Source organism: Nostoc sp. NMS7 (assembly GCF_017115085.1).
GTDB lineage: Bacteria > Cyanobacteriota > Cyanobacteriia > Cyanobacteriales > Nostocaceae > Nostoc.
Genome location: NZ_JABXKJ010000252.1, coordinates 1 through 24,551, shown reverse-complemented (window position 1 = coordinate 24,551; position 24,551 = coordinate 1). Strand labels below are relative to the sequence as shown.

Genomic DNA, 24,551 nt, shown 5'->3' with positions numbered 1-24,551 from the left:
CTTTTGCCCTACTCTTAATCAAGTTGTGGGGCAATTTTGTATTCTACAGCTTGGTTGCACCTATCCGACGGACTGGAAAAAAAACAACATACGAACAAATTCAAAATTCAAAATGACGCTCTCTACGAGACGCTAAAAGCGTAGCTTGCTTCTCTGTAAGAGTACGCGGACTCGCTAACGCTGCGCTGACAAAATTCAAAATGGTAAGACCCTCTATTGGCAAAAATTGTGGTAATTGGGTGTGTGCAAACTCAAGGCACAACAGCTTAATAAAAAATAACTGACAATTACCAATGCCCCATACTTCGGCTTCTCTACGAGACGCTGTTCGCGTTCGCTCAGTACAAGTGCCCAATGCCCAATCCCCAATCCTGATAAATCTTTGTTAAAAAACTCGGAAAATATAGGGATAACGGAAGGGTATATCAGGATTGTTAAAAACTCCGATGAGCGCCCAAATTGTTAATCCCCAGTGCAATAGATATCCTAGACCGGCTAGTGGCCCCAATATTAATAGTGGTAGCACCAACCAACCAAATAGAAAAAACAGTGTTCCTAGAATGAATGCATAAAGCCAGACATTAAAGTGGAAATTTATCGATTCTCTGGCGTTTTCTTTCACAACAGGATCGTCAGACACGAGCAGTATGGCAATAGGTATACCTACAGATACCAATGTCGTGCTGAAAAAAATCGCTCCATGAGACAAGGCAGATAGAAGCTTTCGCTTGTCTGTGTCGTACATTGCTTTCTCCTATTTAGTCAGATTGTTAGTTATATTACGACCCTATCACGAGCATCGTTGTCTTAAGATTAAAAGACTTGCCAGAGTCCAAAAAAATTAAGTTAGCTAACAAACAAATACACTTATGTCTACTGAACTTGAGTCTGAACTTATTGAAGCGGTTGAACTTCGCCGCAACTTTGCGATTATATCTCACCCGGACGCGGGTAAAACTACACTAACAGAAAAGCTACTCTTATACGGAGGTGCAATTCACGAAGCTGGGGCGGTTAAGGCGCGACGGGCACAGCGTAAGGCTACCTCTGACTGGATGGCGATGGAACAACAACGGGGTATTTCCATTACCTCCACTGTGTTGCAATTTGAATACCGGAAGTGTCAAATAAATTTATTAGACACTCCCGGACACCAAGACTTCAGTGAGGATACTTATCGCACTCTCGCTGCCGCCGATAATGCAGTAATGCTGATTGATGCGGCAAAAGGTTTGGAACCCCAAACCCGCAAATTGTTTGAAGTGTGTAAGTTACGGGGTATCCCGATCTTTACATTTATCAACAAGCTCGATCGCCCAGGGAGGGAACCTCTGGAACTGTTAGATGAAATTGAGCAAGAATTAGGATTGCAAACCTATGCGGTAAACTGGCCGATTGGTATGGGCGATCGCTTTAAAGGTGTTTTTGACCGACACAAGCAACAAATTCACCTGTTTGAACGCAGCGCCCACGGCAGCCGAGAAGCCCGTGATACGATTGTGGAATTAGGTGATCCGAGAATAGAGGAGCAGCTAGAACGAGAACTCTACTACCAACTGAAAAATGATTTAGAACTGTTAGAAGGAGTTGGCCCAGAGTTAGATTTGCAGTTGGTACACGAAGGCAAAATGACGCCTGTGTTCTTTGGTAGCGCCATGACTAACTTTGGTGTAGAGTTATTTCTCAACTACTTCCTCGATTATGCCCTGAAACCCGGTTCTCATTACAGCAGTGTTGGCGAAGTTGCCCCTACATACCCGGAGTTTTCGGGATTTGTCTTCAAACTGCAAGCGAACATGGACCCGAAGCATCGCGATCGCGTCGCTTTTATCCGGGTCTGCACTGGTAAGTTTGAAAAAGATATGATGGTGAATCACGCCCGCATTGGTAAATCCATTCGTCTGTCTCGCCCGCAAAAACTCTTTGCCCAAGAGCGGGAATCGATTGATGTGGCTTATCCTGGCGATGTGATCGGTTTGAACAATCCCGGTGTTTTTGCGATCGGGGATACAATTTACACGGGACAAAAGCTCGAATATGAGGGCATTCCGTATTTCTCGCCGGAACTGTTTGCGTCTCTCAGGAATCCCAACCCCTCGAAGTCTAAACAATTCCAAAAAGGCGTTGCGGAATTGCGCGAAGAAGGTGCTGTACAAATTATGTATTCAACTGATGAAGCCAAGCGCGATCCAATTTTGGCGGCGGTGGGTCAGTTGCAATTCGAGGTGGTGCAGTTTCGCTTACAAAATGAGTATGGTGTTGAAACCATATTAGAGTTATTGCCCTACAGTGTCGCCCGTTGGGTTGAGGGTGGTTGGGAAGCATTAGAAAAGGTGGGACGGATATTCAATACCACTACAGTTAAAGACAGTATGGGACGCCCAGTGTTACTATTCCGCAATGAATGGAATTGCCAACAATTATTGGGCGATCATCCAGAGTTCAAATTAAGCGCGATCGCTCCAGTTTTTTCTAGTCAACAACCGGTGGAGGAATAATTCACTTGACAAGGAAAACTTGAGCGCGGTTGAGTTCCACGGCATCCGAGGTTCGCGCTTTTGCACAAAGGTGGATCACTTAGAAGAGATTGGAGTGCCAAAATTTCTATGCCTTCACACGCCAAATCGTCTTTGGAGGCTGGTTTAATTGCCCTCAAGCAGGGAAATTACCAAACAGCGATCGCTCAACTCGAACCGATTGCTAGCAGCCAAAGCAATGCGACTGCTAGCTTACAAGCCCAAGTTGGTTTAGTGATGGCTTATGCTCGCACTGGCGAAGTTTCCAAAGCGATCGCTATTTCCCAAAATCTCATTGAGAGTAACAATCCCCAAGTTCAAGAGTGGGCAACACGCGCTCTCGAACACCTGACAAAACGTAAAAAACCTGATCAAGAATCAAAAAATGTCGAAACTGGATTTGTTACCTTTGATAATTCAACCCCAGATTCAACCCCAGTTACCCCCCCGGTAACTCCGACATTAGAGGAACCAAATGATCAAGTAATAGAAACTAAGAGCGACGACACCCCGGCGATGGTGCCACTAGCTAGACTCAAAGCTACAGTAGCGACACCACTACCACCACCGACTACGCCCCTAAACGGTTTCATGGGTTCCGTTACTCGCACCCAAGCTAAATTATTCGGGGTTATTTATTGGCGGCAAGCACAACGCGCCAAAGCATGGCAACCCCTACATAAACCGAAATTAATTCCCTTGCGGCTCTTGACAGCAGGAACATTCATCGCCCTGTTTTGGCTGATCCGGGCAATCCTGAAGTTAGCAATGGGATTTATCAACCAGACTTTAGTCAAATTGCCATATTTGGAGCCGTTGCAGCTTTTATACCGCGACCCTACTAAATTATTGTTAATAGTATTGGTGATTTTGATCGGACTATCACCTTGGTTGCTGGATCTGCTATTGGCGAAATTCTATGGTCAACGAGAATTTTCTAAAGATGTATTGAATGTTCATAGCCGCGAAGCTGTGCGGGTGCTACAACGTTGTTGCCAACAACGACACTGGCCGTTACCCAAATTGCGGATTTTACCAATGGCTGCACCAATTATCCTGACTTATGGTAGTTTACCACGTAATGCCAGGATTGTTGTGAGTCAGGGGTTATTACAACAACTAGCAGATGATGAAATCGCCACTATTTACGCCACGCAGTTAGGGCATATTGCTCACTGGGATTTTGCTGTGATGTCTTTGTTGCTGCTAGTGACACTACCAACTTATCAGCTATATCAGCAAGTCTCGAAGTGGGGAGACAAAATATCAGGGATTTGGCGATCGCCGCTGACAATTCTGGCTAGTCTAATTTATGGGGTTTGGTGTTTGCTGACTGGGACTGGATTGTGGTTGTCGCGGTTGCGGCTTTATTATAGCGATCGCGTCGCGGCTGAAATTACTGGTAATCCGAATGCGCTAATTCGAGCTTTACTCAAAATTGCCATTGGCATTGCAGCTGATATCGAAAAACAAGAACACACCAGTTGGCAACTAGAAAGCTTAAATCTTCTGACACCAGTTAGCCACCAACAGAGCCTTTCTTTAGGTACTATTGCCAGTAATTTATCTTTTGAATCATTTTTGAAGTGGGATACTGCCAATCCCTATCGCCGATGGTTTACGATTAATAATAGCCATCCGTTAATCGGCGATCGCCTTGAACGCCTCTGCCAAATAGCCCGTCACTGGCATCTAGACACCGAAGTACATTTTAGTAGCGAAGCATCAAAGGTTAAGCGTCAGTCTTTCTTATTACAAATCGCTCCCTGGTTGGGAATTCCTCTAGGGCTTCTGTTTGCAGCTTTGGTCTGGCTAACGTGGCAACTAGCATTCGCACTCAAGTTTTTAAATCTAAAGTGGATATATGAAGATTGGTCTTTCATTACAGGCTGCCTTCTGATTGGCTTTAGCATTGGTACAGTGATGCGGATTAATCCTTTCTTCCCGGATATTAAACCTGCCACTGTGCAAACTGACAACAGCTTACCTAATCTGTTATCTGACCCTTCTGCCTTACCCATTGACAGCAACAGCGTGCGTCTTGTGGGCAAATTATTAGGTCGTCAAGGCACTAGCAACTCCCTAGCGCAAGATTTAATCCTCCAATCGAGTGCGGGTTTAGTGAAATTACACCACATTTCTTGGCTAGGACAGTCAGTTAATCACCAGGATATGATCGGTCGACAAATTATTGTCACAGGTTGGTTCCGGCGAGGAGCAACACCTTGGATCGATATCCAAACCCTGGAAACTCAAAGTGGTAAAACCATTCATAGCCCTCATCCCATTTGGTCTATTTTTTTGGCAGTTGCAGCACAGGCTTGGGGCGCATACGTTTTTCTCACTGGTTAGTTATTGGGCACTTGTACTGAGCGAACGCGAACAGCGTCTGGTAGAGAAGCCGTTGGCGTGGTCACTGAGCCTTGCCGTTCGCGCAGCGTCTCGTAGAGAAGTGCAGCCTCTCGTAGAGAAGTATTGGTCATTAGCAAAGGACAAAGGACAAATCGGAATGTAAACAAAAGTTGCAGGTTGGGTTCCCAAATGTTACATTTATTTACACAAATCAAAGCAGCCGATTGTAACTCAGCAGCACCGCTTAGTTATGAATTCGGATGCTTTTTCTCCCGCTCTATACCATTGATTTTCCCAATAAAGCAGTAAATTAAGTAGCCACTGGCTGGTTTTTGTTTGAAATATATGCCCCCTGGAATAAAAAAATGTGTTTTATGTTACGATGCGATCATACTAACGTCGGAAATGTATGCGCTAAACTAGCTACGTAGAAAATACCGTGGTAATCTAAAGGATGGTATTTGATTCTGCGAAAAACGGCATCGAAGAAAGCGTTTACTTTAGCAGGCAGCAGGGTATTAAATTTACAATTCTTAGAATTAAGGTGTTATTAGCTCACGATATTGTGAGCCTTTGGATTAAACAAGCTTGATCCCGACGAAAAACTGTATTCTTGTATAGGTTGACAGTTTCGAGCAAAAAAATTGGTTAATGGCAGTCTTGATCAATAGCATCTATTTAAAAGTCAAAGCTAAATGATTGTTTTCTTGCCTTGCCATGTTCATTCAACTCTGGAGGTATAGTTCATGTCCGTTCGCCTATATATAGGTAATTTGCCTAAAGATGAAATAGATCGTCAAGATCTGCAAGCCGTTTTTGCAGCCGAAGGTGATGCTGTAACTACTAAATTAATTAAAGACCGCAAAACTGGCAAATGCCGTGGTTTTGGTTTTCTTACAGTCAACAACGACGAACAAGCTGACGAAATTATTGAAAAGTATAATGGTCAGATGTTCAAAGACACTCCCATTAAGCTAGAGAAGGCATTACCTCGTATCAAGGGTGAAGAGGGCGAAGAGCAAGCTCCTAAACCAGTTACTCTTGCTAGTAGTAGTACCCCCATTCCTAGCCCCACCAGAGGAGAAGGTAGCCGTCGTGAGAAAAGCTCCAAGAAGCCTCGCCGTGGCAGTTCAGGTGGCGGAGGTTCTCGTGAAACCAGCACCACGACTACTGATTCAGACGCTATTCGTCCAGATCCTCGTTGGGCTTCGGAATTAGAAAAGCTGAAGCAGATGCTAGCAGCACAAACTACGAATTAATCCTTAAGGGAGAGAAATTAAAAATTAAAAATCAGAATTTTTTTTGATTTTTAATTTTTAATTGTTAATTATTATCTAGCTGCTTAGTTAAAATCTGCTTGCAGCTAATTTTGTAAGTGCGTAAGCACAGCCCGCCTTCTCTACGAGACCCTTCTCTACGAGACGCTCCGCGAACGGCAAGCTCAGGGCATCGCGCTCCGCGTAGCTTGCTTCCACGAAGTGGTACGGCATCGCATCGCTAAATCGTGACAAATTGAGGGTTTAAATTTAAACGCAGAGGGGCGCAGAGGTACGCAGAGAATTGGCTACTAATTAATAAGATGCTGTACTTATAAGAAAATTAAGTTTTTGTGATTATAGGCATTAAAAAACCTAGCCGATGTGAATGCGATCGCAGTAATTATTTGGATTTGACAAGTTATAGTCAAGATATAGCAAGGTGAACGGTCGGCGCGTAGGCGCAACCTGCCGTAGGCATCGCCCGAAAGATAATTTACACTCAAGGTAAGACCGATCATTTGCAGCTTCTGTTATGTCCTCAACTCTAGATTCTTTGCCACCTGCGCTTGCTAAAATTGTCCAGCGCTTTCAACGCGCTTCCGAACCGAAGCGACGCTACGAACAGCTAATCTGGTATGCTCAGAAGCTCAATGAGTTCCCAGAAGCTGATAAATTACCCGAAAATAAAGTTCCTGGTTGCGTGTCTCAAGTTTATATCACAGCAGCGTTAGACGACGAGAAGGTTGTATATCAGGGCGATTCCGATTCGCAGTTAACCAAAGGATTAGTAGGGCTTCTGGTTGAAGGATTGGATGGACTAACGCCGACTGAGATTCTACAACTTACCCCAGATTTTATTCAAGCAACAGGTTTAAACGTTAGTCTTACACCTTCCCGCGCTAATGGATTTTACAACATTTTTAAAACCATGCAAAAAAAAGCATTGGAATGTAAGTTAGATTTGCCTAACTAAACAAATGACAGACGCGATTAATCGTGTCTCCATTGCTATTTCGTTCGAGACAGAAACCGCCCAGAACTGAAGTTCGGGGCTAATAGCTCAAGTCCGTTAAAACGGACTATAATCTTTTGCCAGTCGTCTTTAGACGACTTTCGCTATTAGACTCACAATTCATTCTGAGGCGGACTAAATGAAAATGAAATAGCTCTGCTTTACTTTTCTTAATAATAAATTTAGTCTCATGTCAACAAATTTATTATCCAGCTCTGCTGCTATTGGCTTTGGTGGAGTAGTTCAAGAATATCTCTGGAATTGGGAAAATCAGCAATTGCGCGTTGTTTATGAAACCCTTGGTAAAGGTTCACCGCTATTGCTACTACCATCTTTCAGCACTGTTTCGACGCGCTTGGAAATGGGCGAACTTGCCAGATTACTAGCTCCGCATTTTCAAGTTGTTGCTATAGACTGGCCTGGATTTGGAGAATCTTCTCGCCCTAGTTTGAATTATCGTCCAGAAATATATCAGCAATTTCTGGAAGATTTTGTTAAAGCTATTTTTAATACTCCTATTACTGCGATCGCGGCTGGTCATGCTGCTAGTTACGTTTTACAATTAGCTGTGAAACAGGCTGCTTTCTCACGAATTATATTGTTAGCTCCTACTTGGCGTGGGCCTTTGCCGACAATGGGAGCAAGTCAACAGATAGCTGGCATTGTCAGAGAATTAGTGCGATCGCCTATACTTGGTCAAGCTCTCTATAAACTCAACACTACCCAATCTTTCTTAAGTTTTATGTACCGCCGTCATGTCTTTACTGACGCGGCTAAAATTACACCCAGTTTCATTGAGAAGAAGTGGCATACGACTCAACAACCAGGAGCGCGATTTGCCTCAGCTGCTTTTGTAACTGGTAATCTCGATGCTGTACATCAACAAGTTGATTTTTTGGAACTTGTGCAGTCTTTAACCGTACCACTTATGGTAGTGATTGGGGAATCTAGCCCCCCCAAATCACGAGAAGAAATGAACGCTTTGGTAGCCTTACCAGGAGTGAGAAGCGTTGTAATTCCTGGTTCTCTGGGACTGCATGAAGAATACCCAGCAGTTGTTTTAGAAGTAGTTCAAGATTTTTTATTCTCACCAGAAAATTAAATTCTCACTTATCGATCAAAGTATAATTTTCTGGTTTGCAATAATGATTATCATATAGCCAAAAAAGCTTTTTTGGCACTGTGATGCCTATTGGAGTCATATTGGAGTCAATTGAGAAGTGCTATAGCTTCTGCGGCATTGTCAAGGTAGTAACCTGCGACCTTCGAGAAGTCTGTAGAAGTTTCTGCGGTTACTCTAAGAGTTCTCCAAAGGAGTAGGTTTGCTTGTATGCAATATTTCGATCAAACTACGTCAATTTGTGAATATTTATTACTTATAGCAGATGCATAAAAATAAAATGTTCTTTGATTAAGTTATGTGATGATTTTGCTGAAACCCCAAATAACAGCAAGTTCGCATAAAAAGATAAAAAGTCTTATCATGGGTGATAATGATTATCCATATAACAAGAGGCATTTAAAGTATGGTGGCTGACGTAATCAATAATTCAGTTCCCGTTACTGTTCTGACAGGCTATTTGGGAGCAGGTAAAACGACTTTACTCAATCACATCCTCACCTACGAACACGGCAAAAAAGTTGCTGTGATTGTCAATGAATTTGGGGAAGTGGGTATTGATAATCAATTGATTATCGATGCAGATGAAGAAATTTTTGAAATGAACAATGGGTGTATCTGTTGTACAGTGCGCGGCGATTTAATTCGGATCATTGGCAATTTGATGAAGCGGCGCGATAAATTTGACCATATAGTAATTGAAACAACTGGACTAGCCGATCCTGCACCAGTGATTCAGACATTTTTTGTTGATGAAGATTTGCAAAGTCAACTGTCTCTAGATGCGGTGGTAACAGTTGTAGATGCCAAGCATATTTGGCAGCATTGGGATGCAGACGAAGCCCAAGAACAGATTGCTTTTGCTGATGTGATTTTACTTAATAAAACAGATTTAGTAGCACCAGAAGAGTTGGATGAATTAGAAAAACGGATTCGGGCGATGAATGCGATCGCAAAAATCTACCGTACCCAAAATTCCGAACTAGGAATAGATGCTTTATTAGGTGTAAAAGCTTTTGATTTAGACCGCGCATTAGAAATTGATCCAAATTTCTTAGGCGAAGATGCCCACGTACACGATGAAACTGTTTTTTCTGTGGCTTTAGTAGAAGCGGGTGCAGTCGATGGAGAAAAATTAAACGCTTGGCTTTCGGAGTTACTGCGTATCCAAGGCCCAGATATCTTTCGGATGAAAGGCATTTTAAATATTGCTGGAGAAGATAATCGATTTGTGTTTCAAGGAGTACACATGATATTTGATGGCAAACCCGATCGCCCCTGGAAACCAAGCGAAACCCCTAAAAACGAACTAGTTTTTATCGGTCGTAATCTTGATGCAGCCCAACTCAAGCAAGATTTTCTCGCCTGTCTAGCATAAAAAACGAGTTAGGAGTTAGGAGTGATGAGTAATGAGTTAAAAATTCCTAACTCCTAATTTATAACTCCTAACTTATAACTCCTAACTTCTGTATAAAATATGAATTCCACAACCAGCAAATCAAAGGAATTTGAACAACACTATTCGGGGACACTTTCAGATTATGTAACTGCGATCGCTTGGTCGCCACAAGGTAAAATTTTAGCCGCAACTTCCGCCGCCGGGGAAGTAGTTTTGTGGAATGATGGCGAACTCACAACTTTGCAAACTGGTAACGGTAAATCAGTAGATTGTCTCGCCTTTTCGCCAGATGGAAAATTTTTAGCCGTTGGCGGACAAGATGGACAGGTGAAAATTTGGCGCGAGACTGAATTAATCGCTACTTTGTCAAATGCCCCCGCATGGGTTGACAAGCTAGCTTGGAATTATACCAGTAACCAACTGGCTTTTAGTTTGGGGCGTTACGTCCAAGTCTGGGATGCAGATTCTCATGAAATTGTCGTGACGCTGAATTTTGATAACTCTTCAGTATTGGGTATAGATTGGCGCATTGACGGACAATACTTAGCGATTAGTGGTTATAAGGGAGTGAAGATTTGGCATAGTCAAAACTGGGATGAAGACCCATACAGCTTAGATATGACTACTGTCAGTTTAGCTATGGCTTGGTCGCCTGATGGCAAATTCCTGGCTTCTGGCAATATGGATCGGAGTGTCACCGTTTTGGAATGGAACAACCCCGACCCTTGGGTAATGCGTGGCTTCCCTGGTAAAATTCGCCAATTGGCATGGTCAGAAGCTACCACGAAAGTAGGTGCGCCAATACTGGCATCTTCTAGCGTTGAAGGTATTGTGGTTTGGGAAAAGCTAGAGGATGATTCTTTAGGTTGGGAAGCGCGAGTTTTAACTAATCATGTGGGTGTGATCAATGCGATCGCTTTTGCACCCAAAAGCTTCCTTCTGGCTTCTGCTGCTGCTGATGGGTGGTTATGTTTGTGGAATAAAGCCAAGGAAATATCCCAAATTATCACAGGTGTCTCAGGAGGATTTTCTAGCCTAGCTTGGCATCCCCAAGGCAAGTTACTGGCCGCCGGCGGTGATCAGGGCGAATTAGTTGTTTGGTCAAAGGTTTTGCGGGGTCAAGGATTCGGGCGGAGTTAAAATAATTCGTAATTCGTAGTTAAAAGGGCGGTTAGAAACCGCGTCTACACGAGGCTTTACCCACCTCCGTGGGTTAAAAACCTTAATTTTTTCTTAGTCTGCGGAGGCAGACTTGGTTTGTGTAGCCGCGAATTCCATTCGCCCTGGCTTCTTGGCGATCGCCATCTCTACCCAAGCTGTTAAGCTCTTGTTAAAATAGCTAGTCCCGTAATTAGAAAACTTGCTAGAGTGAACAGAGTTAGCCTTAACGTCTAATCGCCAAAACCTATACATCTCATGGATTTTGCTAATATTGCATCCCAGTTGAACGCTGGAACGATTTTGCCAGAGGGGATTGTTATTCTCACCCTCTTAGGGGTTTTGATAGTTGATTTGATTTTGGGGCGTACATCCGCACGCTGGATTGGATATCTAGCGATCGCTGGTTTATTTGCTTCGATTATCGCCCTATATTTTCAATGGGACTCTCCTAATCCCATCGGTTTTACTGGTAGCTTTAACGGTGATGACCTGAGTATCGTCTTTCGCGGAATTATTGCCTTGTCTGCGATCGCCACTATACTGATGTCAATTCGCTACGTTGAGCAGAGTGGCACCCCTTTAGCCGAATTCATCGCTATTTTGCTGAGTGCTACTTTAGGAGGGATGTTTTTATCCGGGGCTAGTGAGTTGGTGATGATTTTCATCTCCCTAGAAACCCTGAGTATCTCCTCTTATTTGTTGACAGGTTATACCAAGCGTGACCCCCGCTCCAATGAAGCGTCGCTGAAATACTTGTTAATTGGAGCTTCCAGTACGGCAATATTTTTGTACGGTGTATCACTGCTGTATGGATTATCTGGAGGACAAACTGAACTGAGTGCGATCGCTAATGGCATTGCCACAGCTAAAGTCGGACAATCTTTAGGTTTAGTGATTGCCTTGGTTTTTGCGATCGCCGGTATTGGCTTCAAAATCTCTGCTGCACCCTTCCACCAGTGGACACCAGACGTTTACGAAGGCGCTCCCACCCCAGTAATCGCCTTTTTATCTGTCGGTTCCAAAGCAGCTGGGTTTGCCCTAGCCATCCGCTTGCTGACAACAGCCTTCCCTCTTGTTGCTGACGAGTGGAGGTTTGTCTTCACTGCTCTGGCCGTTCTCAGCATGATTTTGGGTAACGTAGTCGCCCTAGCCCAGACCAGCATGAAACGGATGCTAGCTTATTCATCCATTGCCCAAGCTGGGTTTGTGATGATTGGCTTGATTGCTAGTACACAGGCAGGATATGCCAGTATGATATTTTACCTACTGGTTTACCTGTTCATGAATCTGTGCGGCTTTACCTGCATCATTCTGTTTTCACTGCGAACGGGAACCGACCAGATTTCGGAATACTCTGGCTTATATCAAAAAGACCCACTCCTAACACTAGGATTGAGTATTTCCCTGCTTTCCTTGGGTGGTATTCCACCATTCGCGGGGTTTTTCGGCAAGATTTACTTATTCTGGGCTGGTTGGCAAGCAGGACTTTATTGGTTAGTTTTGCTGGGCTTAGTTACCAGCGTCGTCTCCATCTACTACTACATTCGCGTAGTTAAGATGATGGTTGTCAAAGAACCCCATGAAATATCCGACGCAGTGAAGAATTATCCCCAAGTGCGTTGGGATTTGCCGGGACTGAGACCTTTGCAGGTCGGCTTGGTGGTAACATTAATTGCCACTACCATAGCAGGGGTTTTGTCAAATCCACTGTTTACATTGGCGAACAATTCCATCTCCAATACCCCCATTTTGCAAGCAACAATCAACAGTAGTGTAAAAGCACAAAATCTCCTGCTTTTGCCAAAGTTAGATTCGGTTAGTCAGTCTCAACCCTCAGTTGATTCTACTGCGAAGATTTAATAACCTGAATCTCAACCAAACTTTGTACTCGAAGACACGCCTGTTTGCTAATAAGCAGACAGGCGTTTGTAATATCTTTTAACTTAAAATCAAATTTCAAACTTATCAGGACTTACGCAAACAATAGCCGAAAAGAATGATTTTCTTCTTATACCATTTCACACAAACCCTGATACATATAGATTTCTCGTAGGGGCACAGCGATCGCTACCAGTGATTGAGTATATGATTAGTAATTTGATTTTACTACCATCGGAAGCGATCACTTGATATGAGCAATGGTGACACCGGTGCCGCCATCTGCTTGTTCTGCTGGTTCGTAGTTGTTCACTCTGGGATGGTGTTGCAAAAAGGCGTGAACACCTTGTCGCAGCTTACCAGTGCCGTACCCGTGAATAATCCAGACTGGGCCTGTAGCTTCCGAAATCGCTTTATCTAAAATGTATTCAGCATCAGCTACCCGCTTACCACGCAAATCTATGGTATTTTGGGAAGTCCGAATTTCTGGGACACTTTGCGGTGGTGGCGTGACTGCTGCTGGTGCTGGTTTAGGTTTGACGACTGGTTCGGCTTTTTGACCATCTAAAGATTCTACGTCTTCCAACTTCACAGTCATTTTCATTAGCCCAAAGCGAACGCTTAACTCCCCATCTTCATTAGGGGCGGTGATCACATCTGCTGTCTGTCCCAGTTTGGGAACACGGAGGCGATCGCCTACTTTCGGCATAAACCCAGCTTTTGGTTTTGCTGGCGTTACCGGCTGATATTGCTGGCCAATTTGATTCAAAGCATTGGTTGCTTGCTGGGCTTCTTGGGCTGTAGGCGTACCTTTCTGCAAACGGCGAATTACTTGGGCAATTTCACCTTTTGCCTGAGCGATCGCTTGTTGGACTGCTACTTCTTGTGAAGCCCGCAAACTGCTTTCCCTCTCCTCCAAACTTGCGGCTTTTGCGGATACTTCTTTGTATAAACGTTCCGCTTGCTGCAATAAACTTTGGGCTTCCGCAGCTTTGGTTTCCTGGCGGCGGCGTTGCGCTTCTAAGCCAGCAATCACTTGATTAACTTCATCTGTGGCTTCTCCCACTTGAGTTTTTGCCTGTTCTACCACTTCTGGTTTTAATCCCAAGCGTAGGGCAATAGTTAAGGCATTAGAACGTCCGGGGATGCCCCACAGCAAACGGTAAGTAGGCGAGAGAGTACTTTCATCAAATTCTACAGAGGCATTTTCAAACCGCTCGTCTTCGTATTTTAGGGCTTTGAGTTCGCCGAAGTGAGTGGTGGCGATCGTTAGCTGGGCATGATTGGCGAGATATTGCAACAAGGCGATCGCTAAGGCGCTACCTTCAACTGGATCGGTGCCGGCGCCGACTTCATCAAGTAAAACTAGGGAGTGGGGAGTGGCGTATGGGGCATTGGACTCTCCCTCATCTCCTTTGCTTCCCAATGCTTCCAAAATCCGACTAATCCGCCGGATATGTCCAGAGAATGTAGATAAACTTTGCTGTAAGGATTGTTCATCGCCAATATCTGCTAGCACCTGATCAAACCAAGGCATTTCCACTGGTTCGCGGGCGGGGACAAATAAACCCACTTTCGCCATTAATGCCGCTAACCCCAAAGTTTTTAAGGTTACAGTTTTACCGCCAGTATTTGGCCCGGTAATTGTCACTACCCGGATTTGCGGACTGATAAGTAAATTTACAGGAACTACTGGTTGCCCTTGTTCATGCTGTTGCTGCCAGACTAATAGAGGATGTCGTAAGTTCCGCAAGGTAATGATTTCATTGTCTTTGCGATCAATAAATCGCGGCGGATTCGCTCCTAGCCAGTAACTATACCGTGATCTAGCGGTTGCCAGATCCAAAGTGGTAGCGATCGCTAATAACCGCTCTAAATCTGGTTTAACTGCGGCTACAAGTTCGGTCAAAACGCGGCGTACCGTTTCTTCTTCGGCTTGCTCTCTTCTGATGATCTGCCGCAGTTGGTTGCCTAGAGGCACTACTGAATTCGGCTCTATATACAGTGTCGCACCACTAGTAGAGGTATCGTGGACAATGCCGGGGATGGCATCTTTTTGAGGTGCTTTTACCGGGATGACAAAGCGATCGCTCCGTTGCGTAATCAGCTGTTCTTGAACTGCTCCAGATTTTGCCTGTAAGATATTTTGTAGCTTTTGAGTAATTTGGCTGCGTAATCGCCGTAAGTCTGTGCGAATTTCTCCCAGTTTTTGACTGGCGCGGTCAGTTACTTGTGCTCGTTCATCAATACATCGGTGAATTTCCTGTTCTAGTTCTGGATAAGTCCGCAAATCGGCAACCAAATCAGTCAGTATGGGCAAATCGTCCTGATTGTCAATCACACGGCGCAAATTTCTCGCACCAGCTAGGGTAGTAGCGATCGCTAACAGTTCATCCCCCGTCAAAACTCCGCTACGTTCTGCCCGTTCTAAGGAATCGCCAATATCTTGAATTCCCTCAAATGACAGTCCCGTGGTCAGGCGAGTTTCCAGTTGGTACACTTCTTTGGTTTGCTCTAACAACTGTTCGCTTTCGGTCTGAGTATCGGGTATTTTCAGATGACGCGCAGCTGTCGCCCCCAGCTTAGTTGCCGCAAAAGTGGCAAGGTGCCGGCAGAGGCGATGCCATTCTAATAATTCTAAGGTTTCAGATTGGATCAAGGTTTCAATATCTAATCTGAAATTATTGTAACAATTCTAGCTCCTAGATGGACAAAAGGAACGTGGATTAAATAAAATAAAATGCAAAATTTCATCCTGTCTCTAGCTTCCCTCTCCTTTATAACAAGGTTATTAGGCGTTGTCTTTGGAGAAACTTCTGCGATTAGCTTCTCCGGTCGTAAGCGATCGCTACGACCGACTGTGACGCATTTGTGTTGATCAAAAGCGTCAGCGAATAGACTATCGTAGAAATCGCCTGAGGACAAGCTGCTTGTTTAATAATCAGGTCATCGCTACCAGACTGAAAAATGCAATTAGAGCCAGTCTTATCCTCAGAAATATGAAGATTTCTATTTTCCTACAGCGTTTCGTGATGGAGAGCTAATTACGATTAAACATAATTACAAAATTGCTTTCTGTTAGTGACAAACCAACAGATAATTGTGCAAATTTTACCTGAGTAAATCCACCCGCACTGCCATCTTCATCAAAAAATAGTCCCCCTGTAACGTTGTTATAAATAAATCGTTGATCGCTTGTCGTTGCAGATGTTCCGATTGTAAACTGACTAGCTTCAAGTGAACCTATTGATGACGATAACCCGCCACCAAAATTATCAGCCGATACCTGAATCAGTTCATTAGTGGCGTTGAAGTCATAAACTCTATCTACACCTTCACTGTAATTAGTGAAAGCAAAGGTATCAATACCAGTCCCTCCATAAAGGCTATCATTACCCTTCCCACCGGCGAGGATGTCATTGCCATCGCCACCCTTGATGGTGTCATTGCCATTGCCACCATCAAGGGTGTCATTCCCGAAAGCAGTTATGGCAGAGAGAAAATCATTGCCATTGCCCCCATTCAATAGGTTATTGCCTTTTGAATAGTCAGCAAGTAAGGTATCATTACCAGCGCCACCGTCGAGGGTATTATTGCCAGAGGCGGCATAATCTTCTCCGAGGCTGTAGTTCCTCGCTATAGAGGCAGAGAGAAAATCATTGCCATCGTCCCCAGAGAGCAAATTATTGCCTGTTGAATAGTCAATATTCAAGGTATCGTTACCAACGCCACCGTTGAGGGTATTATTGCCAGAAACGGGGATGAATGCGACTTCATACCCATAATAGCCAGAGGCAGAGAGGGAATCATTGCCATCGCCCCCAGAGAGCAAATTATCGCCTGTTGAAAGGCCAGCACTTAATTTATCGTCACCAGCGCCACCGTTGAGAGTGTTATTGCCAGACACATAGCCATAGAAGTGGATGTCGCCGTAAGGGGCTCGACTAATGACGCCAGAAGTGGAGAGGAAATCATTGCCATCGTCCCCAGAGAGCAAATTATCGCCTGTTAAATCGGAATTATCCAATAGAACATCGTCACCAGTACCACCAATGAGAGTATCATTCCCCGCACCACCCCGCAGCAAGTCGTTGCCACTCAAGCCGTAAATGATGTCATCACCCTTCTGACCATTAATTACATCATCTGAATTGTCAAAGCCGTTGACCTTGTTGGAGAGGTCGTTAAGGAAGGTGACTGTGTTCTTGTTGAAGATGGTGTTTTGGGTAGAGTTGGCACTGAAGACATCAAAGCTGTCCGTGATGCTTGTTTGCCCATCAAACAGGATATTGCCAACCTGGGCTAAATTGTTTAGGTTTTCCAGTGCAAAGTTCTGCAAGACCACTTTGAAAAGAAGCGTGTTTTCAAAAGTTATTTCTGTGTTGTTACCATTTTGAGTTAATTGCAGATTTCTCGCAGTTAATGGCAATTCGAAATAAGGATCAGTTGTTGTAAATTGCAAGGTATCCACTTTGGCAATCAGCGCTGCTGATGGGTTTAAGCCTTGACCAATGCCATCGAAATCCGTGATGGTAATCGTACCACTGTCAAAGTTAGAACGCTGGAAAACAAATTTATCCTTGCCGCCGCCACCAGTTAAAATTTTATTGCCCGAACCACGATAATATTCTATGTCATTGGTACTACTATAGAACGTGTCATTTCCATTGCCACCGTTGAGAGTGTTATTACCATAATCGTTATAAGCGAAGAGAGTATCATTGCCATCACCTCCAAAGAGCAAATTATTGGCTCTTGGATCGCTAGAATTGTAATTACCGCCTAGTGAATCGTTGACAATTAAGTAATCGTCACCATTGCCACCGTTGAGGGTGTTATTCCCCGCACCACTGTCGAGAGTGTCATTGCCGGTACCACCAATGAGAGTATCATTGCCCGCACCACCCCGCAGCAAGTCGTTGCCACTCTTGCCGTCAATGATGTCATCACCCCCCTGACCATTAATTACATCATCTGAGTTGTCAAAGCCGTTGACATTGTTGAAGAGATCGTTTAAGAAGGTGACTGTGTTCTTGTTAAAGATGGTGCTTTGGGTAGAGTTGGCATTGAAGACATCAAAGCTGTCTGTGATGCTAGTTTGCCCATCAAACATGATATTACCGACTTGGGCTAAATTGTCTAGGTTTTCCAGGGCAAAGTTTTGCAGGACAACTTTAGGATAATACGCCCCTTCAAAGCTGATTTCTAAGTTATTACCATCTTGAGTTAATTGCAAATTTCTGGCAGTGAATTGCTTAGAACCTGTAAATTGCAAGCTATCCACTTCGGCAATCGCCGCCGCTGATGGGTTTGAGCCTTTACCAATGCCAGCGAAATCGGTGATGGTAAGTGTCCCATAAATGTTGTCATTAGACACTTGGTAAACAAATTTATCGTTGCCGCCGCCACCAGTCATCAAGTTATCAGTTCCATAATGAATCACCTGAGTATAGAAGGTGTCATTCCCATTGCCACCGTTGAGGGTGTTATTATTACTATACCTAGAGTTATAGATGCCATCGTCGTAGTTAGAGGTCAAAAGAGTATCATTGCCATCGCCTCCAAAGAGCAAGTTATTGCCTGTTGAATACTTAGCATTCAAGGTATCGTCACCAGTGCCACCGTTGAGGGTGGTATTGCCTGATAAATAGTCAACTTTTAAGTAATCGTCACCAGCGCCACCATTGAGGATGTCGTAGCTTTTCTTACCATATAGTTTATCGTTACCTGCTAAACCATTAATTACGTCATCACTTGATGTCCCAGTGAGGGTATCATTGCCGTTGGTGCCATTGATATTTGCCATAACTTTCTACCTATCTAAATGGATTTCTTCAATAACTTCAGCAGGACTTACGCAAACAATAGCCGAAACTGTGATTTTCTTCTTAGGGGCAATACCCGGCGGTCAGCTAAAGCTACATGAATTGCTCCTACAGCGTGTAATTTTGCGTAAGTCCTATAGCAATCCTAAATGAGTTACGAACAAAAGATCCCCGACTTCTTCAAGAAGTCGGGGATCTGAGCCTGTAGGTGGAGTGCAAATCAAATAGGATTGCTATAGTCAATAATTCTATACAGATATTGAACCTACTAAGCAGGAAGCCCGTAGGCGTTTAGGCCAAGTTTCTCAAAAGGATGCGTGAATTCGTGAGACGTTTTATCCGCATTGCTAAAGCTGAAGAAGACTTGATTGAAATATGGATTTAGATTGCGGCTGATAATCCGACAGCAGCCCACAGCATTGCTTTTGAAGTTTCGTAGTCTGGCTGTGCATTATGGCAATTAAGTTAAAAAATTGAGGTTTATCTGAATATTTCCGATTTTAGACACCTTAACGTCGCTTTTCCAACTCATTGCGTCTTAACTCTAAGCTTTACGTCTTAAAGTCGTGATTTTTTTCTTAAAGTCATGATTTTTTTCTTAAATTCACGATTTTTTTCTTAAATTCACGATTTTTTTCTTAAAGTCACGATTTTTTTCTTAAAGTCACGATTTTTTTCTTAAATTCACGATTTTTTTCTTAAATTCACCGTGTTTTTAGTCAATATTGCTGAGGCTAATATTAGACTCACTAATAATTTTTGTGGATTCTATTGAACCAAAATCTCGCTTGAATAAGGCAAGCTAGGTCTAGAACACAATCTAACCAATATATATATGTCTCGTCAGAAACGTACATACCGCGCTCTCGAAAAAGCTGAATTAAGAGTTGCTGGACTCAGAGCAATTAATCCTGATATGGATTTTGGAGATACTCGCAACTTGCAAAACATCACCCAAATAAGTCAGCAATTACGCATCAAAATTGATGCTTATAACACTGCTCTATCTGTAATTGACTCTTCTAAAACCAATATGGATGAATTGGAAAAAACTTTAACTGAACTCACTGATAAAATGCTAATTGGAATTGCATTTACTTACGGTACAGACAGTAGTGAATATGAAATGGCGGGTGGTCTTCGCAAAAGCAAACGCACCCGCAAAACCACAGCAACACCCTCAAAGGCAACTCCATAATAACCAGTGAGTAATAATACTAAAACTGCGTAGTCAAGTTAAGCTTTGGTGAAGGTCATTCGTGGCTACAAAAACAAAGCTTACCGATTTGGGCTAATACCGTTTCACTTTAATAATGATACAAATACGTTGGTAGGGGCACAGCAATGCTCATTGGTGTCAACTTAAGCTAGAAATCGCTTGTTGACTTCCACGCCCGCCCAGAAATAAATTTCTTTGGCTTTTAGCTAAAGTCTACTCAAGTAGACTAAAGATTTTTCAGATTATTTAGTCATCTTGAGATGACTTGAGCTATTAGCAAGGAACTTCAGTTCCTTGCGGGACATGGCTTTTACGTTAAGTTGACACGTACGAGTTTTTTCTGTGCCCCTACGAGAAATTTATATGTATCAGTGTTTGTCTGAAATGGTATAAGAGAAAATTAAGGTTTTTTAATTACGAATTACGACTTGCGACTTGTTTTAAAGTGGCGTAATCCAATAAGTAATACCCCGGACAATTTTTTTCTTAAAACCAAACAGAAGTAAGTTATCTTCGGGTAAACCTACATAAGTCCAATGTGGAACATCGTTTTCTACAGTTTGAAACCAACCATTTTGATTTAGAGCTTTTCTCTGTTTTTGATTAGATATGCGTAAATCAATTGCTAATCCCCAGAGATGTTGTGAAGTCCCAGGAGGTGCAACCAAACCAAGAATTTTTATTTCTTTGCCCTGTTGAACTTTTGCCAAAATTTGATCGTTAGCATATTTATGCCAAAATATTAAATTTGTTTTGAAAGTGCGAGTACAATCACCAAAACCATAACCAGATTTTAGCGGAATCTTTTGTTGGATTCGCGCTTTAGTGAAAGCATCAGCCGCCAATTTTTGTAAGTAACAGTCGTTAGTGCCATCAACATGACTCATCGTTAAAGTAGCTTGAAAATCCTGGGTTTCTTGTTCATTTGCAAAGATATCTGTTGATGGCAATTTAATCTCGACATCTTGATTTACAAAGACTGCGCCATACGCCCGCAGCAAAATATATTCATAAGTACCAGGCTGAGGAATTGTGGGTAACTTTTTTGCGATCGCAGATAAAAAACGCTGTTGATCATTTAATTCTGGGTTGGGAATAAATGGTTGTAATCTTGTCTGCTGAGAAGTATCTGTACAAGGTAATGAATCAGTACTCAAGCATCCGTTTAATGGTTGAGCAGTTATACCTAATTTATTGTGGGTAATATCATTACTAGCTACTAATGTAAAAATTATTAAGATAACAATACTGATGAAAGTTATCTTTCTGATAAGTCTAGTAATATTTCTTTTCTTTCTGATGATGATTTTCATTTTTAAATAGTTGACTAATTGATTCAATAATAAAAGTCAATTCGATTCACTTCAGGCTAAAAACTTTTTTTTAACAAACCACAGAGGCGCAAAGAACCCTGAGAGAAGATAGAAATGTTGAATCCAAGTGTATTGGAATCAAAGTAATGAATTTTTTGCAATATAGCTTTTTTTAATAAGAATGAGTTACAGCTTAACTTCACACCAATAAAACTATGCTTTATCTCCCCTCTCCTTACTAAGGAGAGGGGTTGGGGGTGAGGTTTTGATCTGAGGTACTTCATGCAATTACTAACTGCTATATATGGTTCTATATAACTTTTGCAAGATATCTAATATATATCCGTAATAAATCAATTTCTGTTGATGGCTAACCATATAAAAAATACCTGTGATAGATCAACCGGAATATTGCCACAATCTTTAAAAAAAATGAGATTTTTTACCTATTACTCAAGTTTAAAGAGGAAACTTGTCTCTAATTGAGTACCAGTAAATTTGATAACTTTATTATCAAAAAGATACCTCCAGGAAACCACTAGAACAGTTAAAATTGAAAAGAACTCTAAAGTTTGCTGATCGTTTAAGTATGACCATGCACAATTCCGTTGAATTCCAAGACGCTTTTGATGTCATAGTCGTCGGTGCAGGTCACTCCGGTTGTGAAGCAGCTCTCGCCTCTGCCCGCCTCGGTTGTCGTACCTTGCTATTGACGCTCAATTTAGATAGAATCGCTTGGCAACCTTGTAATCCCGCAGTGGGGGGCCCAGCCAAATCTCAGTTGACCCATGAGGTAGATGCACTCGGCGGCGAAATTGGGAAAGTAGCAGACCGCACCTACTTGCAAAAACGTATCCTCAACTCTTCACGGGGACCTGCTGTTTGGGCATTACGCGCCCAGACGGATAAGCGCGAATACGCAGCAGTGATGAAAAGTATTGTGGAGAATCAAGAAAACTTGACAATCCGCGAAAGTATGACAACAGATTTGGTGCTGGGCGCTAATGGTGAAGTCATCGGTGTTGAAACTTATTTTGGTGTCGGGTTCCAATGTAAAGCAGTTATCTTGACAACTGGCACCTTCTTGGGTGGTAAAATTTGGGTTGGTAACAAATCAATGCCAGCCGGACGCGCTGGGGAATTTGCGGCTGAGGGATTGACACAAACCCTAAATCGTCTGGGATTTGAAACCGGAAGGCTGAAAACTGGAACTCCCGCACGGGTAGACAAGCGATCGGTAGATTATAGTAAAATGCTAATCCAGCCAGGGGATGAAGATGTACGCTGGTTTAGCTTTGACCCAGATGTGTGGGTAGAACGGGAACAATTGCCTTGCTACATCACCCGCACAACTGCCGAAACCCATCGCTTAATTCAGGATAATTTGCACCTTTCGCCCGTCTATGGCGGTTGGGTGGAAGCCAAAGGACCGCGTTACTGTCCCAGTATTGAAGATAAGATTGTGCGCTTTGCTGATAAGGAAAGCCATCAAATTTTTATTGAACCGGAAGGAAGGGAGATACCGGAACTGTATATCCAAGGCTTTTCTACAGGTTTACCAGAAAATCTGCAACTACAGATGTTGCGGACTCTCCCTGGTTTAGAAAAATGTATAATGCTGCGTCCGGCGTATGCTGTGGAATATGACTATTTACCAGCAACTCAGTGTTACCCCACACTGATGACTAAGAAGATTCCGGGGCTGTTTTGTGCTGGGCAGATTAACGGGACGACAGGTTATGAAGAAGCCGCAGCCCAAGGGCTGGTGGCGGGAATTAACGCGGCTCGATTTGTTCGCTCTCAAGAAATGATTGTGTTTGCGCGTGAGCAAAGTTACATTGGGACGCTAGTTGATGACTTGTGTACAAAAGACCTGCGCGAACCTTATCGGATGCTTACCAGTAGGTCTGAGTATCGATTGCTGTTGCGTTCTGACAATGCCGACCAACGCCTGACACCCTTGGGACGAGAAATTGGTTTGATTAGCGATCGCCGTTGGGATCTATTTACCGAAAAACAAGCCAATATTACCACAGAAAAACAAAGATTGCAAGTTACACGCGTTAAAGAATATGATCAAATTGGCATAGCGATCGCATCTGATACTCAGCAATTAATTAAAGGTTCCATTACCCTGAATGAGTTGCTGCGGCGTCCGGGATTTCATTACGTTGATCTCGACAGGTTCGGACTGGGAAACCCCAACTTGAACCGCGCTGAGAAAGAAGGCGCAGAAATTGAGATTAAATATTCTGGCTATCTCGCTAGGCAACAAAATCAGATTGACCAAATTGCCCGCCAAGCACACCGCCACTTACCTGGGGATTTGGACTATACAATAATTGATACCCTCTCCAAAGAGGCACGGGAAAAGCTAACTCACGTAAAACCACTCACTCTTGGTCAAGCGGCACGTATCGGTGGTGTGAACCCAGCAGATATTAACGCCTTATTATTATATTTAGAATTGGGTAGAACCAAGAGCCAGAAGGAGTTTCCAGCGTTAGCTTCACACAAAGTTCATAAAGACTGAGTATAGTAGTAGGGAGTGAGATTGGTATGATCGATGACATAAATCTTAGTAATGCCATCATCAACAATCTCCTGATGAAAGTTGAGTTTAATACCAACCCTCAATCAACTCGTCTCAATGGGACGAGGGATTTGATGTTTGATTATTAATCCTAATTTTCAGGCAGTAGGGGCGGCGTTTCTCCGTCCTAGCAACAAAGATAGAACATCTATGTTACAAGAAGCCAGTACCCGTCCGCGTCTCATAATTGTACCGGAACCATCAGAAGACTTAATCGCCAACGAACCTTGGTCGATAGAAAACTATGCTGATGGTTTAATGGATGAACTCTTTGCCGATATCGACTACATTCTAAATGTTAGTGTTAATCTGCCTTTTGAAACCGTTAAGCAGAGTAGTCAGAACAAATCGCAGTCTGTTGCTGGGGTTTACGCCCAACCTCAACGCCAGTCGCCTCCAGAATACGTGCTGCAAACAGTTATACCCACAGCGAACCAAGCAGTAGAGTCAGTTGTTGAAGATAACGATAAGCAATTAAGTACAGTTAAAGCAGTTAGTAGAAAGCGTCAGAAAAGTAGTGAGACTTTGGGCAAACTGCTGATTGTCGGAACAACTTTAGGCGTGGCGATCGCTGGTACTATCTACTTGGTAGAGTCTGGAGTCATATATCTTTTAAATATCAAATTGCCGGAATCAGTTCTTCTACTGCCGCAATCGCAGTCACAGTTGCCTATAAAAACAGAAATTGAGGCAGAGTTAGTTGATTACATGCTCAGTGCGCTGGCAGTTATAAACAAGCAAGAAGGAAAAAGCAATCAAAAATCTCTCAGCTTGGGATTCTCCAGTCGGGCAAATACTAACCAAATAGCCTTTGGTAGTGAGCAAGCAACTGGTAATTTCCCAGCATTGCCACCAGCACTTAACCGTTCTGGAAGTGTTGTTGAACGCATCTATGTCCCCGTTT

At 43.2% G+C, this 24,551-nt stretch carries 19 protein-coding genes and 1 pseudogene; 13 read left to right on the top strand and 7 right to left on the bottom strand.

The genetic code is table 11. The features are described from left to right. Nucleotides 1-385: 385 nt before the first annotated feature. Nucleotides 386-745, bottom strand: a complete 360-nt coding sequence (locus HWQ38_RS36175; RefSeq protein WP_292804027.1) for a DUF4870 domain-containing protein — start codon at nucleotides 743-745, stop codon at nucleotides 386-388. 124 nt (nucleotides 746-869) lie between these two features. Here HWQ38_RS36175 and prfC point away from each other — a divergent pair, with 124 nt between their 5' ends. Continuing rightward, the gene (gene prfC / locus HWQ38_RS36170) at nucleotides 870-2,498 is read left to right on the top strand and encodes a peptide chain release factor 3 (protein ID WP_292804024.1); all 1,629 of its coding nucleotides are present in this window, start codon (nucleotides 870-872) and stop codon (nucleotides 2,496-2,498) included. A 108-nt stretch (nucleotides 2,499-2,606) separates the two neighbouring features. After that, on the top strand, nucleotides 2,607-4,868 hold the full coding sequence (locus tag HWQ38_RS36165) for a M48 family metalloprotease (protein WP_292804021.1): 2,262 nt from the start codon (nucleotides 2,607-2,609) through the stop codon (nucleotides 4,866-4,868). On the opposite strand, the gene HWQ38_RS36160 is transcribed toward HWQ38_RS36165, so the two are convergent. Continuing rightward, nucleotides 4,865-4,999, bottom strand: coding sequence for a hypothetical protein (locus HWQ38_RS36160; RefSeq protein WP_292804018.1), 135 nt, complete (start codon nucleotides 4,997-4,999; stop codon nucleotides 4,865-4,867). The genes HWQ38_RS36165 and HWQ38_RS36160 overlap by 4 nt on opposite strands. A 615-nt stretch (nucleotides 5,000-5,614) precedes the next feature. Here HWQ38_RS36160 and HWQ38_RS36155 point away from each other — a divergent pair. Further along, nucleotides 5,615-6,127 (top strand): RNA-binding protein, encoded by a 513-nt coding sequence (locus tag HWQ38_RS36155; RefSeq protein ID WP_292804015.1) that lies wholly within the window; start codon nucleotides 5,615-5,617, stop codon nucleotides 6,125-6,127. Between the two features lie 329 nt (nucleotides 6,128-6,456). On the opposite strand, the gene HWQ38_RS36150 is transcribed toward HWQ38_RS36155, so the two are convergent. Then, nucleotides 6,457-6,645 (bottom strand): hypothetical protein, encoded by a 189-nt coding sequence (locus HWQ38_RS36150; RefSeq protein WP_292804012.1) that lies wholly within the window; start codon nucleotides 6,643-6,645, stop codon nucleotides 6,457-6,459. Nucleotides 6,646-6,659: 14 nt separating this feature from the next. Between HWQ38_RS36150 and HWQ38_RS36145 the strand changes: the two genes are divergently transcribed. From HWQ38_RS36145 to HWQ38_RS36130, 4 genes are all read left to right on the top strand, one after another. Beyond that, entirely contained in the window at nucleotides 6,660-7,100 is a 441-nt protein-coding gene (locus HWQ38_RS36145; protein WP_292804009.1) for a SufE family protein, read from the top strand. A gap of 229 nt (nucleotides 7,101-7,329) precedes the next feature. Then, nucleotides 7,330-8,241 (top strand): alpha/beta hydrolase, encoded by a 912-nt coding sequence (locus HWQ38_RS36140; protein WP_292804006.1) that lies wholly within the window; start codon nucleotides 7,330-7,332, stop codon nucleotides 8,239-8,241. A gap of 424 nt (nucleotides 8,242-8,665) precedes the next feature. Next, nucleotides 8,666-9,637, top strand: a complete 972-nt coding sequence (locus tag HWQ38_RS36135) for a GTP-binding protein (protein WP_292804003.1) — start codon at nucleotides 8,666-8,668, stop codon at nucleotides 9,635-9,637. Nucleotides 9,638-9,736: 99 nt separating this feature from the next. After that, nucleotides 9,737-10,798: a WD40 repeat domain-containing protein gene (locus HWQ38_RS36130; protein ID WP_292804000.1), complete on the top strand. Its 1,062-nt coding sequence runs from the start codon at nucleotides 9,737-9,739 to the stop codon at nucleotides 10,796-10,798. Between the two features lie 93 nt (nucleotides 10,799-10,891). Here the strand turns inward: HWQ38_RS36130 and HWQ38_RS36125 are convergent, their stop codons facing one another. Next, the gene (locus tag HWQ38_RS36125) at nucleotides 10,892-11,071 is read right to left on the bottom strand and encodes a hypothetical protein (RefSeq protein ID WP_292803997.1); all 180 of its coding nucleotides are present in this window, start codon (nucleotides 11,069-11,071) and stop codon (nucleotides 10,892-10,894) included. A 3-nt stretch (nucleotides 11,072-11,074) separates the two neighbouring features. On the opposite strand from HWQ38_RS36125, the gene HWQ38_RS36120 reads away from it, so the two are divergent. Then, entirely contained in the window at nucleotides 11,075-12,679 is a 1,605-nt protein-coding gene (locus HWQ38_RS36120) for an NAD(P)H-quinone oxidoreductase subunit N (protein ID WP_292803994.1), read from the top strand. Between the two features lie 262 nt (nucleotides 12,680-12,941). On the opposite strand, the gene HWQ38_RS36115 is transcribed toward HWQ38_RS36120, so the two are convergent. After that, a complete protein-coding gene (locus tag HWQ38_RS36115; RefSeq protein WP_292803991.1) occupies nucleotides 12,942-15,356 on the bottom strand; it encodes an endonuclease MutS2 in 2,415 nt (804 codons plus the stop codon). Nucleotides 15,357-15,437: 81 nt separating this feature from the next. Here HWQ38_RS36115 and HWQ38_RS36110 point away from each other — a divergent pair, with 81 nt between their 5' ends. After that, on the top strand, nucleotides 15,438-15,575 hold the full coding sequence (locus tag HWQ38_RS36110; protein ID WP_292803988.1) for a hypothetical protein: 138 nt from the start codon (nucleotides 15,438-15,440) through the stop codon (nucleotides 15,573-15,575). 162 nt (nucleotides 15,576-15,737) lie between these two features. Here the strand turns inward: HWQ38_RS36110 and HWQ38_RS36105 are convergent, their stop codons facing one another. Continuing rightward, nucleotides 15,738-18,503 (bottom strand): calcium-binding protein, encoded by a 2,766-nt coding sequence (locus tag HWQ38_RS36105; protein WP_292803985.1) that lies wholly within the window; start codon nucleotides 18,501-18,503, stop codon nucleotides 15,738-15,740. A gap of 854 nt (nucleotides 18,504-19,357) precedes the next feature. Here HWQ38_RS36105 and HWQ38_RS36100 point away from each other — a divergent pair. Then, nucleotides 19,358-19,720, top strand: coding sequence for a hypothetical protein (locus tag HWQ38_RS36100; RefSeq protein WP_292803983.1), 363 nt, complete (start codon nucleotides 19,358-19,360; stop codon nucleotides 19,718-19,720). 461 nt (nucleotides 19,721-20,181) lie between these two features. On the opposite strand, the gene HWQ38_RS36095 is transcribed toward HWQ38_RS36100, so the two are convergent. Further along, nucleotides 20,182-21,054: a D-alanyl-D-alanine carboxypeptidase family protein gene (locus HWQ38_RS36095; protein WP_292803981.1), complete on the bottom strand. Its 873-nt coding sequence runs from the start codon at nucleotides 21,052-21,054 to the stop codon at nucleotides 20,182-20,184. A 589-nt stretch (nucleotides 21,055-21,643) separates the two neighbouring features. Here HWQ38_RS36095 and mnmG point away from each other — a divergent pair. From mnmG to HWQ38_RS36080, 3 genes and pseudogenes are all read left to right on the top strand, one after another. After that, entirely contained in the window at nucleotides 21,644-23,587 is a 1,944-nt protein-coding gene (mnmG, locus tag HWQ38_RS36090) for a tRNA uridine-5-carboxymethylaminomethyl(34) synthesis enzyme MnmG (protein WP_292803979.1), read from the top strand. Between the two features lie 26 nt (nucleotides 23,588-23,613). Continuing rightward, on the top strand, nucleotides 23,614-23,736 hold the full coding sequence (locus HWQ38_RS36085) for a hypothetical protein (protein ID WP_292803977.1): 123 nt from the start codon (nucleotides 23,614-23,616) through the stop codon (nucleotides 23,734-23,736). After that, a pseudogene (locus HWQ38_RS36080) lies at nucleotides 23,726-24,551 on the top strand (hypothetical protein); the annotation flags it as partial. The gene HWQ38_RS36085 and the pseudogene HWQ38_RS36080, both read left to right, overlap by 11 nt.